The 14,863-nt window shown below is 34.3% G+C and carries 10 protein-coding genes; 6 read left to right on the top strand and 4 right to left on the bottom strand.

From position 1 onward, the window contains the following. Positions 1–42: 42 nt before the first annotated feature. From ACWA1B_RS10860 to ACWA1B_RS10885, 6 genes are all read left to right on the top strand, one after another. Entirely contained in the window at positions 43–3,231 is a 3,189-nt protein-coding gene (locus ACWA1B_RS10860; RefSeq protein ID WP_456906750.1) for a SusC/RagA family TonB-linked outer membrane protein, read from the top strand. A 12-nt stretch (positions 3,232–3,243) separates the two neighbouring features. Further along, positions 3,244–4,842, top strand: a complete 1,599-nt coding sequence (locus tag ACWA1B_RS10865) for a RagB/SusD family nutrient uptake outer membrane protein (protein ID WP_456906752.1) — start codon at positions 3,244–3,246, stop codon at positions 4,840–4,842. A 19-nt stretch (positions 4,843–4,861) separates the two neighbouring features. After that, positions 4,862–5,902, top strand: a complete 1,041-nt coding sequence (locus ACWA1B_RS10870; protein ID WP_456906754.1) for an IPT/TIG domain-containing protein — start codon at positions 4,862–4,864, stop codon at positions 5,900–5,902. A 96-nt stretch (positions 5,903–5,998) separates the two neighbouring features. Next, complete coding sequence (locus ACWA1B_RS10875) at positions 5,999–7,231, top strand: glycoside hydrolase family 27 protein (RefSeq protein ID WP_456906756.1); 1,233 nt, start codon at positions 5,999–6,001, stop codon at positions 7,229–7,231. 10 nt (positions 7,232–7,241) lie between these two features. Further along, complete coding sequence (locus tag ACWA1B_RS10880) at positions 7,242–8,207, top strand: glycoside hydrolase family 5 protein (RefSeq protein ID WP_456906758.1); 966 nt, start codon at positions 7,242–7,244, stop codon at positions 8,205–8,207. Positions 8,208–8,802: 595 nt separating this feature from the next. Then, a complete protein-coding gene (locus ACWA1B_RS10885) occupies positions 8,803–9,876 on the top strand; it encodes an outer membrane beta-barrel protein (RefSeq protein WP_456906760.1) in 1,074 nt (357 codons plus the stop codon). Between the two features lie 379 nt (positions 9,877–10,255). Here the strand turns inward: ACWA1B_RS10885 and ACWA1B_RS10890 are convergent, their stop codons facing one another. The 4 genes from ACWA1B_RS10890 to ACWA1B_RS10905 all read right to left on the bottom strand — a co-directional run bounded on the left by ACWA1B_RS10890 (position 10,256) and on the right by ACWA1B_RS10905 (position 14,820). Continuing rightward, positions 10,256–11,161, bottom strand: coding sequence for an N-acetylmuramoyl-L-alanine amidase (locus ACWA1B_RS10890; protein ID WP_456906762.1), 906 nt, complete (start codon positions 11,159–11,161; stop codon positions 10,256–10,258). A 33-nt stretch (positions 11,162–11,194) separates the two neighbouring features. Next, on the bottom strand, positions 11,195–11,743 hold the full coding sequence (locus tag ACWA1B_RS10895; protein WP_456906764.1) for a hypothetical protein: 549 nt from the start codon (positions 11,741–11,743) through the stop codon (positions 11,195–11,197). Between the two features lie 37 nt (positions 11,744–11,780). Further along, positions 11,781–13,094: a 30S ribosomal protein S12 methylthiotransferase RimO gene (rimO, locus tag ACWA1B_RS10900; RefSeq protein ID WP_456906766.1), complete on the bottom strand. Its 1,314-nt coding sequence runs from the start codon at positions 13,092–13,094 to the stop codon at positions 11,781–11,783. A gap of 220 nt (positions 13,095–13,314) precedes the next feature. Further along, the gene (locus tag ACWA1B_RS10905; RefSeq protein WP_456906768.1) at positions 13,315–14,820 is read right to left on the bottom strand and encodes an OmpP1/FadL family transporter; all 1,506 of its coding nucleotides are present in this window, start codon (positions 14,818–14,820) and stop codon (positions 13,315–13,317) included. Positions 14,821–14,863: the final 43 nt, after the last annotated feature.

The following is a 14,863-nucleotide window of genomic DNA, read 5'->3' on the forward strand; positions in this document are numbered from 1 at the left end:
TAATTATGAGTAAAACAAATTTAAACTAACCAAACACTTATTATGAAAAAACTAATGACTAACTTTATTCATTGGAATGCTAACCACAGAGCAGTTCCTTTGATTTTATTCTTGTTGCTGAGTAATTTTATTACTGCTCAGGTTAAAATATCAGGAGTAGTTTCTGATGATAAAGGAATGACAATTCCTGGAGCCAACATTTCTGTTGTTGGTACAAAAACTACGGCTTCGACTGATTTTGACGGTAAATATACGATCGACGCTCCTTCAAACGGGACTTTATTAGTTTCATTTATTGGATTTGATTCTCAAAAAATAGCCATTGGAGGTAGAACAAAGATTAATGTTTCATTGCAATCAAGCTCTGAAGACTTAAAAGAGGTAGTTGTAATTGGTTACGGAACTCAGAAAAAGAAAGACGTAAACGGTGCAATATCTTCAGTAAAATCAACAGATATTGAAAATTTAAAGCAAGTTTCTATTGATCAAATGCTTCAGGGTAAAGCAGCGGGGGTTTCAGTAACAAACAACTCGGGACAGCCGGGAGGTGCGGCTTCTGTAAGAGTTCGCGGTACAACTTCGATCACAGGAACTAACGAGCCTTTGTATGTAATTGACGGCGTGCCAATTTCCGGAGATGCAACTGGAAAATCTACAAGTGGGCAAACTTTGGCTGGAAAAGATGGTTTTTCTTCTTCAGGAGGAAGCGGAAATAACGCTATGAGTCCACTTTCTATGATCAATCCAAATGATATTGAATCTATGGATATCTTAAAAGATGCTTCTGCAACAGCAATTTATGGTTCTAGAGGTGCAAATGGTGTAATCATAATTACAACGAAACAAGGTAAAAAAGGAACTGGAAAAGTATCTTATGAAAACTATACTTCGTTTGCTTCTGTAACTAATAAATTAGATGTTTTGACTTTGCCAGAATACGCAACGTTAAAAACTAATTTGGCCAAATTATGGGGTTTTCAAACACGTCAGGAATTTGCACATCCAGAATTATTAGGACCAGGAACTAACTGGCAAGATGAGGTATACAGAACGGCTATTTCTAATAGTCATCAGTTGTCATTTTCGGGAGCAAAAGACGGAACAAGCTACTATTTGTCGGGAAGTTATTTAGATAATGAAGGAACAATCATTAACTCTGGATTAAAAAGATATACAGTTAGATTGAACTTAGATTCTAAAATTAAATCTTGGTTAAGAGTGGGAGGTAATCTTACGGGAGGTATTACAAATGAAAGAATTACAGTGAATCAAAGTTTCTCTGGATTGATTTCTAATACTTTATTGCAGTCTCCAGATATTCCTGTTAGAAATACAGATGGAACTTTTGCAGGACCACCATCATCTGAACAAAGTGTAACCTATTATAATCCAGTTGCTGAGGCTTTAACCAGAGATAATAAATTGGTTAGAAAGAATTTCTTAGGAAATGTTTACGCTGAAGCTGAAATTGTGAAAGGTTTAAAATACCGTTTAGAAATTGCAGCAAACACTGAATTTTCTGAAAATGATGATTTTAGACCATCGTATAAATGGGGAAGCCAGACAAACTTGCTTGCCGATCTTGATGTAAGAAGACAAAATTGGTATTCTACAAACATCAAAAATTTATTAACTTATGATAAAACTATCGGGAAACATAAATTTACAGTTTTGGCAGGTCAGGAAGCTAATGATTCTCACTGGGAGGGTGTAATTGCTTCTGCACAAGGTTTTAAAACAAATTCAATTCACACTATTAATTTAGCTGATGTTGATAATAATACAGTAACACAATATAAAGGAAGCGCATCATTATCGTCTCTTTTTGCTCGTATTATTTATGATTTCAATGATAAATACAGTATTACAGCTTCGATCAGACAAGACGTTTCTTCTAAATTTGATCCAACTACAAACAATCAAAAAGGTGTTTTCAACGCGATTTCTGGTTCTTGGAGATTATCTAATGAATCTTTCATGGAAGGAACACGCAAATATGTAGATAATATTAAAATTAGAGTGGGTTACGGAGAAACTGGAAATCAGCAAATTCCAAACAACAGCTATTCTGCAATGCTAGGAACACAAAATTCTGGTTTAGGAAGCGGATTCCTTCCGTCAAATTATCCAAATCCAGATTTAGTTTGGGAATCATTGAATCAGACGAATCTTGGTATTGATTTTACAATGCTTGATAGTAAGCTTTCTGCAAGTTTTGATGTTTACGACAAAAAATCAGAAGGTTTCTTATTCCAGGTTCCATTGCCTCTTTATTTAACAGGTGGCGGAGGTCAATACGGAGGAGTATCTGCACCTTATTCTAATTTAGGTACCATGAGCAATAAAGGTTTCGACTTGACTCTTGGGTATGATATGAGATCTGCAGGAAATTTCAATTGGAATGCTTCAGCAGTTGTTTCTCATTACAAAAATAATTTGGATGAAATTGCAAACGGAATCGTTTTGACTCAGGAAGTAAATACTAATGGATATCAACCAGTTGTAGTTACTAATACTACTATTGGAAATCCAATTGGTTTGTTCTACGGATATAAAACAGACGGACTTTTTAAAGATCAGGCAGTTTTGAATAGCGCGCCGATTCAATTTGGTCAGCCTGTTGGAACTGGAGCCGGAGAAACGGCACTTGGTGATGTTAAATATGTTGACGTAAATGATGATGGAAAAATTGATGCTGCTGATAAAACATTCATCGGAAATCCGCATCCAAAATTCACTTACGGTTTTACAAATAATTTCAGATACAAAAACGTAGATCTTTCAATTTTTCTTCAGGGATCTTACGGAAATGATGTTATGAACTTGACGAAAAGAGCTGGTACAACGAATGCTTCGTTATATGACAATCAATTAGTAGATGCGATGGATTATTATTCTTCTACAAATACAGCTAGCAATAATCCAAGGCCAATTGCGGATTCAGCAAATAACAACTTGCTTATTTCTGATCGTTATGTTGAGGATGGTTCTTATTTGAGAATTCAAAACGTAACATTAGGATATTCATTACCACAAGATGTTCTTTCAAAATATAAAATTTCAAGATTAAGATTGTACGGATCTGCTCAAAATTTATACACGTTTACTAATTATTCAGGTTACGATCCAGAGATTGGCTCATTTAATCAAAATGTGCTTTTATCAGGAATTGACAACGGAAGATATCCGGTAGCAAGAACATTTTTAGTTGGTCTTAACTTAGAATTTTAAAAAAAAAAAAAAATGAAAAAGAAATCTTTTTTAAATAGATATAGTTTGCTTTTTATAGCAGCAGCATTTCTGACTTTTGCATCATGTTCAGATGATTTTACGGACAGACCTTCTGAAGATGGAATAAGTTTAGATTCTTATTACAGTACAAACGACCAGGTTTCATCGGCTACAAATGGTATGTATAGCAGAACTTGGTTCCAAATGTATAATAAATTTTGGTGGGCGCTTGAAGTAGGTTCCGGAAACATGTATTCGGGTTCTCCAGACGTAAGCGGGTTAAGAACATTTTCATTAAACGGAAGTGATCCGGAATTAGTAAATGGTTGGTCGTCATTATGGGCAAATGTACAACAGTCTAATATGATTATTAACTTTTTGGCGGCACGAGTAGGTCCAGACGTTGATAAAGCTGTTTTGGACAATACAATAGGGGAGGCTTATTTTATGAGAGCAACTGCTTATTTTGACTTGGTAAGACTTTGGGGACCAGTTCCAATTATCGAAAACCCGCTTGATTACACAAGCAATCCTTATGTAAACACAAATACAGTTGCAGATATTTATAAATTAATCACAATGGATTATTTAAAAGCAATTGAATTATTGGCTACTAAAACAAGAGGGACAAATTACGCAAGTAATGGACACGTTTCTAAAGGTTCTGCAAGAGCTATGTTGGCAAAAGTGTATTTATATCAAAAGGACTATGCAAATGCAAAAGCAATGGCAGAAGCGGTTATCAGCAGTGGTGAATTTAAACTTTTAGGAGGTGATCAATTGCCAGGAAAAAGTTTTGCAGATTTGTTTACTTATCCAAACAATAATAATGAAGAATCTATTTTTGCGATTCAATGGAAAGGTGACGGAGCTTACGGTTCAGCAAATAACTGTAACACGCAATTTGGATTCCAGGATGGTACATTATCAACTTCAAATGCATCTTACGCAGGGGTTTTTGGGCCAAGTCAAGAGGTGATTCTTTCTTTGTATGGAGCCGGTGATTTAAGAAAACATGAAACTGTAATGGTTGCAGGAGATAGTTATCCAACTATCAAAACAACACAAGGAATTGGTTTTACTGTTCCAACTGGTAAAGATTTGGCTCAGGCTTCTGGAGGTGCAATTAAAAAATATTGTATTGGTGTTGTAAACGGAAGTGCTACAGGTCAAGCCGATGCATGGGCAATGATGGATAATAATACTTATGTTATGCGTTATGCAGAGTTGTTGTTGATTCATGCTGAAGCGGTTTTAGGAGCAAATGCAAGTACAACTGATGCGAGTGCTTTAAACTCAATCAATCAGGTTAGAAGAAGAGCTGGTTTGGCTAATTTAACTTCAATTACTTTTGATGATATCTTTTTAGAAAGAAGAAAAGAATTGTGCTTTGAAGGAGATTATTGGTTTGATTTAGGACGTATTGACAAAAATAAAGCAATCGCAATTATGACGGCTCAAAACAGAGGTGACAGATATGCTGAACGTCATTACACGCCGGTGTACAGTCAAGATCACGCAACAAATGATTTCTATATGGATTATCCGGATAATGAGGTGGCTAAAAACCCTAAGTTGTTGCAAGCGCCAGTTCCGTATACTTTTAAATAATTACTAAAATTTGACAATTATGAAAAATATAAAAATAAAATACCTTTTGCCGTTTTTCACGATGGTGTTCATGGTTCTCGGAGTGTTATCTTCATGCGATAATGATGAAGCTGTAGGCGGTTCTGGAGGAACTCCTGTAATCACAAGTGTTGCAAAATCTGTTGAAGGTGATTTGGTGCCGGTTAAGGTTGGAGATCCTAAAAATTACTATATCATTCAGGGATCAGGCCTTGCTAATGTGACAAAAATCTATTTTAATGATTTTGATACTTATTTCAACCCGACATTAGTTACGGATTCTGCAATTTTTGTTTTAATTGATGAAAAAACGCCATATGCAAATTCAAGTAATAAATTAAAATTGGTTACAAAAACGGGAACTGTTTTATATGACTTTGTGATTGCGCCGCCAACACCAAAATTAGAGAGCTATAATTCTATTAATGCTGCTGAAGGCGAAATTGTAACAGTTTATGGTGATTATTTCTTGAATCCAACATTAAAAGTAGGAACAGCAGATGTGCCTGTAATTTCTTCTACATTGACTGAAATTAAATTTAAAATGCCAGCCAATGCAACAGATAAATATGTTACGGTAACAAATATTTCTGGTTCGACTGTTTCTGAGGAAGCGATTGGTTCTGCATTATATGATGATGCTTTACAAGGTGACGCCGGACATTGGATGTGGAGCGGTGGCGATACTTTTGATACGGATTTTAAAGATGATAAAGTTCAAGGTAAATCTTCAATTAAATTTGTATTTGGAGGATGGAATGGCGCTGATATGAAATTTAATTCTAGAAATATTTCAAAATATAAAGCATTTAGAGTGAAAGTGAAATCGACATCGACAAATACTGGTGCAAGTGTAATATTTGTTTTTGGCGGATGGGCTTATCAAATTAAAAAGACAATAACTCCAAATTGGACTACAATTGAAATTCCGTTTTCAGATATTGGAAATCCAACGACTTTCGATCAGTTGACACTTCAGGAATCGGGTAATTTTGGAGGAAATACAATCCTTATGGATGACATGGGATTTGTATTAAAATAAAAAGCATTTATTTGTTTTGAGTTTTGTTTAAGTATTCCCTAATCTACTCAATTAGGGAATACTTTTTTTAATTATAATTAATTTGAAATTTTAATAATGAAAAAGATTATATCAACATTCGTTTTCTTTATTTCCTGTCTGAGTTTCGGGCAAGGAAATACGCATAATCAGTCAGGAGGAAAATTCGAAGGTTTAGCCATGACGCCGCCAATGGGATGGAATTCATGGAATACTTTTGGAACCGATATTAATGAAAAATTAGTAAAAGAAACCGCTGATATTATGGTTTTGTCAGGCTTGGCGGCGGCTGGTTATAATTATATTGTTTTAGATGACGGTTGGATGACAAGAGAACGTGATGCAAATGGTGAACTTGTCCCTGACCCAGTTAAATTTCCAAACGGAATGAAAGCGTTGATTGATTATGTACATAGCAAAGGTTTAAAATTTGGTTTGTACAATTGCGCCGGAACTCAAACTTGTGCCGGATATCCCGGAACGCGTGGTTATGAATATCAAGATGCCCGTTTTTATGCTAAATTAGGAATTGATTTTTTAAAGTACGATTGGTGCAATACAAAAGGAATTACGGCTCCTGAAGCTTATACTACAATGAGTAACGCCTTAAAAGTGGCTGGAAGGCCAATTGTTTTTAGTCTTTGTGAATGGGGTGATAATCAGCCGTGGGAATGGGGAAAACCTGTTGGGAATCTTTGGAGAATTTCAGGAGATATTTATCCTTGTTTTGACTGCGAATTTAAACATCCGGAAAATTGGTCGTCTTGGGGATTTATGAAAATTGCAGAAATGCGAAAAGATATCCGCAAATATTCTGGCCCAGATCATTGGAATGATTTTGATATGATGGAAGTTGGAAATGAAATGAACGATACTGAAGATAAATCGCATTTTGCAATGTGGTGCATGCTTTCGTCACCTTTATTTACAGGAAATGATTACCGAAAAATGTCGAAAGAAACATTAGCAATTTTAACTAACAAAGATTTGATTGCGGTAAATCAGGATAAATTAGGAATTCAGGGATTTAAATATGCAGCAGAAGACGGCTTAGAAGTTTGGGTTAAACCTTTGTCAGATGGAAATTGGGCAATTACTTTTTTAAACAGAAGTGATGTTGCTAAAAAAGTTAATTTCGATTTTAAAGGGAATAGTATCAAAGATGCTGATTTTGGTTATGAAGCCGATTTTAATAAAGTAACCTATAAAATAAAGGATCTTTGGAAAAACAAAGAAATCGGAACAACTAAAAAGAATTTTGTTTCTGACCTTGCGTCACACGATGTTATTACACTGAGATTAACGCCTTAAATCTTAAATTATGAAATCAAAAAGCCATTTTTACACTATTGTCTTGTTGCTGTTTTCTTTTGCTTTACAAGCTCAGTTTGTCAAAAAACATGGACAGTTGAGTGTTAACGGAACTCAATTAGTAGATAAAAATAACGACCCAATTGTTTTACGTGGTTTGAGTTTTGGCTGGCATAGCATGTGGCCGAGGTTTTATAATGAAAAAGCAGTAAGTTGGCTAAAGAAAGATTTTAATTGCAATGTTGTCAGAGCCGCAAATGGAATTGAGTTAGGGGAGATGTCTTATATGAAAGAGCCTCAACAATCAAAAGAAAAAATTGAGGCGGTTATAAATGGCGCTATCAAATCGGATATTTATGTGATAATTGATTGGCATAGTCATAATGTTAATTTGAAAGAAGCATCGGCTTTTTTTGCCGAGATGTCAAAAAAGTATGCTAAATATCCTAATATAATATATGAGGTGTTTAATGAACCCGATTATGAAAGTTGGTGGGAAGTTAAAACGTATTCCGAAGAGATTATTCGTGTAATTAGAGAAAATGATCCTAATAATGTTATTTTGGTTGGATGCCCACATTGGGATCAGGATATTAATCTTCCTGCCGAAGATCCAATTGTAGGTTACAATAATATAATGTACACGATGCATTTTTATGCAGCAACTCATGGCAAAGAATTAAGAGATCGAACGGACGCTGCTATAAAAAGCGGATTACCAATTTTTATTTCTGAATCTGCCGGAATGGAAGCTTCTGGTGACGGACCTTTAAACATGAAAGCTTGGCAGGAATACATCGATTGGATGGAATCCCGAAAATTGAGCTGGATTACGTGGTCGGTTTCTGATAAAGATGAAACTTGTTCTATTCTTATGAAATCAGCCAAATCTGAAGGTAAATGGAAGGATGGAGATTTGAAAGAATCTGGAATTAAGGTTCGAGAGTTTTTAAGGAAATATAATATGCAGGAATAGAAAAATTCTTGCTGTTTTTTATGAAGCCTGTTCCGTTTTGAACAGGCTTTTTTTGTTCTCAAAATGAGAAATTGAATCTTTTGTTGAAGATTGTTCTTAGTTATTTTGTAGGTTAATTTTTGTAGGAATTTTGTTTTCGTAAAATAGCTTTTTTTAATGAGATGATTTTATTTTGTGTTTTGGTTTGTTTTTTAATGTATTATTGTTACCCCCTAATTTTTTAGGGTAGTGTTTTGTTTTTGTTGTTTTTTATATTGATTTCTCTTAATTTTTGATTTGTTTTTTGCTTAAAACCCTTTTAAAAATTGAAAAATAACCAAAATGACGTTATTAAATTTTCAAAAATGAATCCGTATAAATGTCAAATAACGATTATTGCTTCTTTAATTTTTGTAATCCGTAATTCTGCTTGTAAAACATCAAAAAATTACTTTTCGATTGTTCTACTCATACAAAAGTTAATAAATTCGCTAATGAAAATGAAGGGGTTTTTTGAGGATGATGAGGGATTTTAGAATTGACATATACTATTAATTACAGCTATATAAAAGATTAACTAACCAGAATCAATTAATAACCAAAAACCAATTAAAACATGAAAAAAGTATTACACATTTTTGCCGCGATGTTAACGAGTTCTTTTGCTTTTGCCCAAGATGATACAGAAACTCCAGTTTCACCAGCAACTACATGGGGCGGATCAGCGGATGCTTACTATAAATACGATTTTTCTAAACAAATGAACGGATTAACGAGCTTTACCAACTCTCAGGATTCATTTGAATTAGGGATGGCATCTATCGAAGCTGGACACACTTTCGGGAAAGCTTCTGTATTTGTAGACTTAGGATTCGGAAAAAGAGCAGGCGAATTTTCATACAATGAAACAACAGATAAAGATATAAACGCAAAATTTTTAATTAAACAATTGTTCTTTACTTATAATGTTACTGATAAATTTAAATTTGTTGCAGGTAGTTTTGGTACCCATATTGGGTATGAGGTACTAGATGCTGTTGATAATAAAAACTACAGTATGTCATATGCTTTCTCTTACGGACCTTTCTTTAATACGGGTGTAAAAGCGCAATATACTTCAGGAAAGTTTACGGCTATGTTTGGTATCACTAATCCAACGGATTTTAAATCAGCTATGGATGCTGGTTCAACACAAAAAACATATATCGGACAAGTTGGATATATTGGTGAAACAGGAAGCGCTTATTTGAACTTTACGTCTGGAAGTAGTAATCCAGCATCTGACGAGAATAAAACACAATTTGATTTAGTTGCATCAAAAACAATTAGTGATAGTTTCGGACTTGGATTTAATGCTACTTATGCTAAAACAAAAAATGATTTTGACGGCGATTTAGATGGAGAATGGTTCTCATTAGTAGGATACGCAAATTACACATTCTCTCCATCATTATTACTGGCTTACAGAATGGAATATTTTGATGCTAAAGATGCTGCACCAAGTTTAGGGACTTTAACAGGTTCAAGTGTTTTTGCAAACACAGTTTCTTTAAATTACAAAGTTGGAAAACTGACTATAATTCCTGAGTTAAGATACGATGCTGCATCTGAAGACATCTTTTTAGATAGTGATGCATTGCCAACAGGTGGATCGTTCTATGGTCTTATAGCTACAACATACTCTTTCTAGAGATAAAGATTGATATTTTTTTTTTTTTTTTGGAGCTGTCGAAACATATTAATGTTTTGGCAGCTTTTTTATTTTTGACCCAAAGTGTGAATTGTAAAATGTGAATCGTGAAATGTGAATCGTGAAATGTGAGCAGTAAAAAGTAAGTTATTAAATATAATACTAACTAGATGATTTTTGTATAAGAACTTTTAGTCGATGCAATGATATTGGAAATGCTGTGTCTCTAGCTTTAATTTTACAAATGGTAATATTAAAAGAAGAATTATTGGCTTAGTCACCCTAAAGTATTTTTAGCCCTAATACACTTATTAGGTCATAAAAAAAGCGCATTTCTAAATGTTTAAGAAATGCGCTTTTGTATTTTTTTTGAAACTTATTACTGCACTTGCTTTTTATAGATAGAGTAAATAGTGTCTATTGTTTTTCGGTCTAAAGTAGGCGTTACATCAGTTTGAATATAATGTAGTTTGAATGCCATAATTGCTGCCGAAAGATTTTTTGTGTTGTATCCAATTATTCGCAATGCATTCTCAATTTTAAAATCAAAAGGAGCTTCTTCTAAAATTTCATCCGGCCAGATTCCAAAACCTTTTTCGGCTAATGTTTTCCACGGAAACAAAGCACTCGGATCTTGTTTTCTTCCTGGTGCAATATCAGAGTGTCCTAGAATATTTTGCGTCGGAATATTATAATCTTTTTTCAATTTTGTCAAAAGAGCAACAAGACTGCTGATTTGGCTTTCTGTAAAAGGCTTGAAACCGTTGTTGTCTAATTCAATTCCAATCGAGCTTGAGTTGATGTCGGTATTTTTACCCCAAGTAGATGCGCCTGCATGCCAGGCTCTTAAATAGTCGTTCAGCATTTGCACTACTTTTCCATTTTCAGAAATAATATAATGAGCGCTGACCTGCGTTTTTGTTTTTGTAAACGTATTTATAGTCTGTTTAAGAGAGTCTTGAGCTGTATGATGAATTATGATAAAACTTGGCTTTCTTAAATTGAAATTTACAGTTCCAATCCATTCTGTTGTTATCCCATTCACTAAATGAGTAGATCCTGTTTTTGACAAAGTGTCCTTTATAATACCTAATTGAGCTGCATAGGTGGTGTCAATTACAACCGGACTAATTGCTGGAATTGGTTGTGGATCTTTGCTTGTAATTTGGTTTTCCAAATTTTTAAGCTGCTGATCGTATACTTTTTCAGTATTTTTATATGGATTTGTAGAGCAAGAAGCTATGATAATTGCTAAAATCAAATAACAAAAATGTTTTTTTACCATGATCATTTACATTTTAAGATGAAGGTTTGGAAATTATTTTTCTTCAGCTTTTATTGTTTTTTCTTCTTCTGTTACTTCTTTCTTGTCTTTAGAATCTTTTTTCTTTTTTGATTTATCTTTTTTGATTTCTTTAAAATTAGCCATGAACGCAGTATATTTTTCAACTTGATCAGGATTCAGGAAAGCATTGATTTTTTTGTTTGTACTTTCTCGTAAAGCCTTAATTTGCTCTATTTTTTGGTCTTGACTGCTGCTTTCGTTTTTCAAAAGAACTCCTTGCTCTTTCATGCTGTCGGCCAAAACATTTGTAATTGCAATAGCTTGAAGATCGTCAAGCTTCAGTTCAGGTTTCATTTGTTCTACAATTTTAGCAGCAGTTTCTTCAGCAGGAATTTCTTTTGGTTTGCTTGGAGAGCTTTGAGGACCAGCCATCATACTTCTGTCCATTCCCATTCCGCCTCCACGTCCATAGCCTCCGCCGTAACCGTTATTATAACTATTATAGCCGCCATATTGAGCTGATGCTACATTAAAACAGCATAAAGTGAAAATCAAAAATAAAAATAGGTTAGTTGGTTTCATAATAAGTTATCTAAATTGATAATAGTTTAGCGTAAATTTAAGCAGGTTCTCCGTATAAATCAAATTCTGTTGCTTCAATTATCTTGATATTAACAAATTCACCTGTTTTTACGTAATATTTAGAGGCGTCAATCAAAACTTCATTATCAACATCAGGGCTATCGAACTCGGTTCTTCCCACAAAATGAGCTCCTTCTTTTCTGTCAATAATACATCTGAAAACTTGTCCAACTTTCTCTTGGTTCAAGTCCCACGAAATTTGCGACTGAAGTTCCATGATTTCATTTGCTCTTGCTTGCTTAACATCGTCTGGAACATCATCTTCCAATAAATAAGCATGCGTGTTTTCTTCATGTGAATAAGCAAAACATCCCATTCTGTCAAACTTCATTTCCTGAACAAAGTCTTTCAAAATTTCAAAGTCTTCCTGAGTTTCGCCTGGATATCCAACAATTAAAGTAGTTCTGATTGCCATTCCTGGAACTGATGCGCGGAAATCTTTTAATAGCTGAGTCGTTTTGGCTTGAGTTGTACCACGACGCATTGATTTTAGGATAGAATCAGAAATATGCTGTAATGGAATATCTATATAATTACAGATTTTCGGTTCGCGTTTCATGATTTCCAAAACATCCATCGGGAAACCTGTTGGAAAAGCGTAGTGTAAACGAATCCATTCAATTCCTTCAACTTTAACCAATGCCTCTAAAAGTTCTCCAAGATTTCGTTTTTTATAAAGATCAAGACCGTAATAAGTTAAGTCTTGAGCGATTAAAATTAATTCTTTAACGCCATTTTTAGCTAAACCTTGAGCTTCCTTAACTAGTTTCTCAATTGGCTGAGAAACGTGTGAACCTCTCATTAAAGGAATCGCACAAAAACTGCAAGGTCTGTCGCATCCTTCAGCAATCTTTAAGTAGGCATAATTTTTTGGAGTTGTAGTTAAACGTTCTCCTAATAATTCGTGTTTATAATCGGCACCTAAAGCCTTTAGTAGTTGTGGTAATTCAGTTGTACCAAAATATTGATCTACATTCGGAATTTCTTTTTCTAAATCTGGTCTGTAACGTTCAGACAAGCATCCAGTTACAAAAACTTTGTCTACTAAGCCTTTGTCTTTTTTGTCTGCATATTCCAAAATCATATTTACTGATTCCGCTTTAGCGTTATCAATAAAACCACAAGTGTTTATTACAATAATGTTTCCTTCTTTCTCTGCAGGAGCTTCGTGTTCTACTTCTTTTCCATTAGCACGCAGTTGTCCCATAAGGACTTCACTGTCATAAACATTTTTTGAACACCCAAGAGTGATTACGTTAATTTTGTTCTTTTTTAAAGACTTGGTTCTCATACTTTTATAAATTGGAGTGCAAAATTACACTTTTTTATTCAAACACCGCCTGTTTCGGTTTCTTTTAGGTGTTTTTTATAAAGCTGATCCCGCTGTTTGCTGTATTTTCTGATTCTGATAACCATCGGGATCATAAGAGGCTACTGCTTCAATCGCGGCTAAAAAAAATCCGCCAAGAAGAACTTGACGGAAATCCTGATTAATCTATTTTAATTTCTAATTACAATTCAAATAATAAACTCAAAGTAACATTGTTAAGTTTTGAGGTGATGTTAGCTCCATCAGTGAATCCAGTTGCAAAAAATCCTTGATTTGATTTTCTTTCTGAATATGAATAAGCTAAATCTAATTTAGTTGCTCCAAAACTATAGCCTAAACCTCCTGAATAGCTGTTTAGATCACCAATTGTTGTTCCGTCTTTATAAGGGCTTCCTTCAAAACGATATCCACCACGTAGGCTTAATCTTTGGATTTTGAATTCTCCACCAATTCGTAATTCACCGTTAGATGTCAATTGATTACTCATATCCGTATTTAATCCTCTAAAACCTGGATCACTCGTTGGTTTGTATTTTGTATTGGAATAATCCTTAATAGAGTAGTCCACGCTTATCAGTCCAGATTTTCCAAATACATAAGCGCCACTAAAAGTAAATTTTCCTGGTGTCTGCAAAGTATATCGGTCATAAACATTGATGAGGTTTGGGTTGATATTTTCATATATTTCCTGGCCACCTGCTGCTTGTCTTGTTGTTGATAAACTTTGTGCAACTTCGTCATATAGGTCGTACCATGTGTTTGATTCGTATGCCGCACCAAATCTTAAGCCATCAGTTACTTTAACAATTGCTCCTAATTGAAAAGAAAAACCGTTTCCGTAAGTATATAAGTCATTGTTAAAACGCAAGTTCGATATTGTTTCGCCTGCTTCAAGCGGATTATTGTTGTCTTCGTAAAAACTGCTTGATCTTCTATAGTCTGTAATATGTACATTTAAATTGGCTCCCAAATAAAGTATATCTTGGAATGAAGTAGCAATATTAAAACTTAATTTGCTGTTATAGCCGCTTGTGTAAATTTCGTTTTCCTGATAATAATTACCGCCGCCAGGAACTGCAGAAACATATTGTGTGTTATTGCCATCATTTGGGTTAACAGGATTAATTACATATCCTTTATATCCAAAATAGGCTTGTTGTTCGTCATAATACATATCACGATATGGTACTCCTGTTATTACGCTTAAAGGTATTCCATTAGCATAAGTCAGAAAATACTGATCAATAGAATTTCTTGGATTTGTACCGGCAGAAAATATTTCATTATTGAAATTGTTGGTATTTTCATAAGTTGCCCCGATCGCAATTTTTTTCCAATTGTTATTTGGATTATGATCATGAAAAACAAAAACGCCACCTGCTTGGTTTAGGATAAAAGAATTGTCTTTGTCGCTGGTTTCAGTTCCAAAATAATTAGAGTTGTTTTTCTTGGTTTGATTACTGAAAGTAACTCCAACTTGGTTGTTGTTAAATACAGCAGAACCTGCGGGATTGACAGCTAAGGATGATAGATCACCACCAACAGCTCCAAAAGCACCGCTCATGGCTCTATAACGCGCAGTTCCGGTTAAGTTATCTTGAGCATATCGCACAGCATCAGATACTTCTTGTGAATGTAAAGCGCTAAAAGATAGTCCTGTTATTAAAAGGAAGAATATTTTTTTCATCTGGTTAAGTATTTTAGAGTGATTGAATGATTTACGAAAGAAA

It is taken from the genome of Flavobacterium xizangense (genome assembly GCF_054075145.1).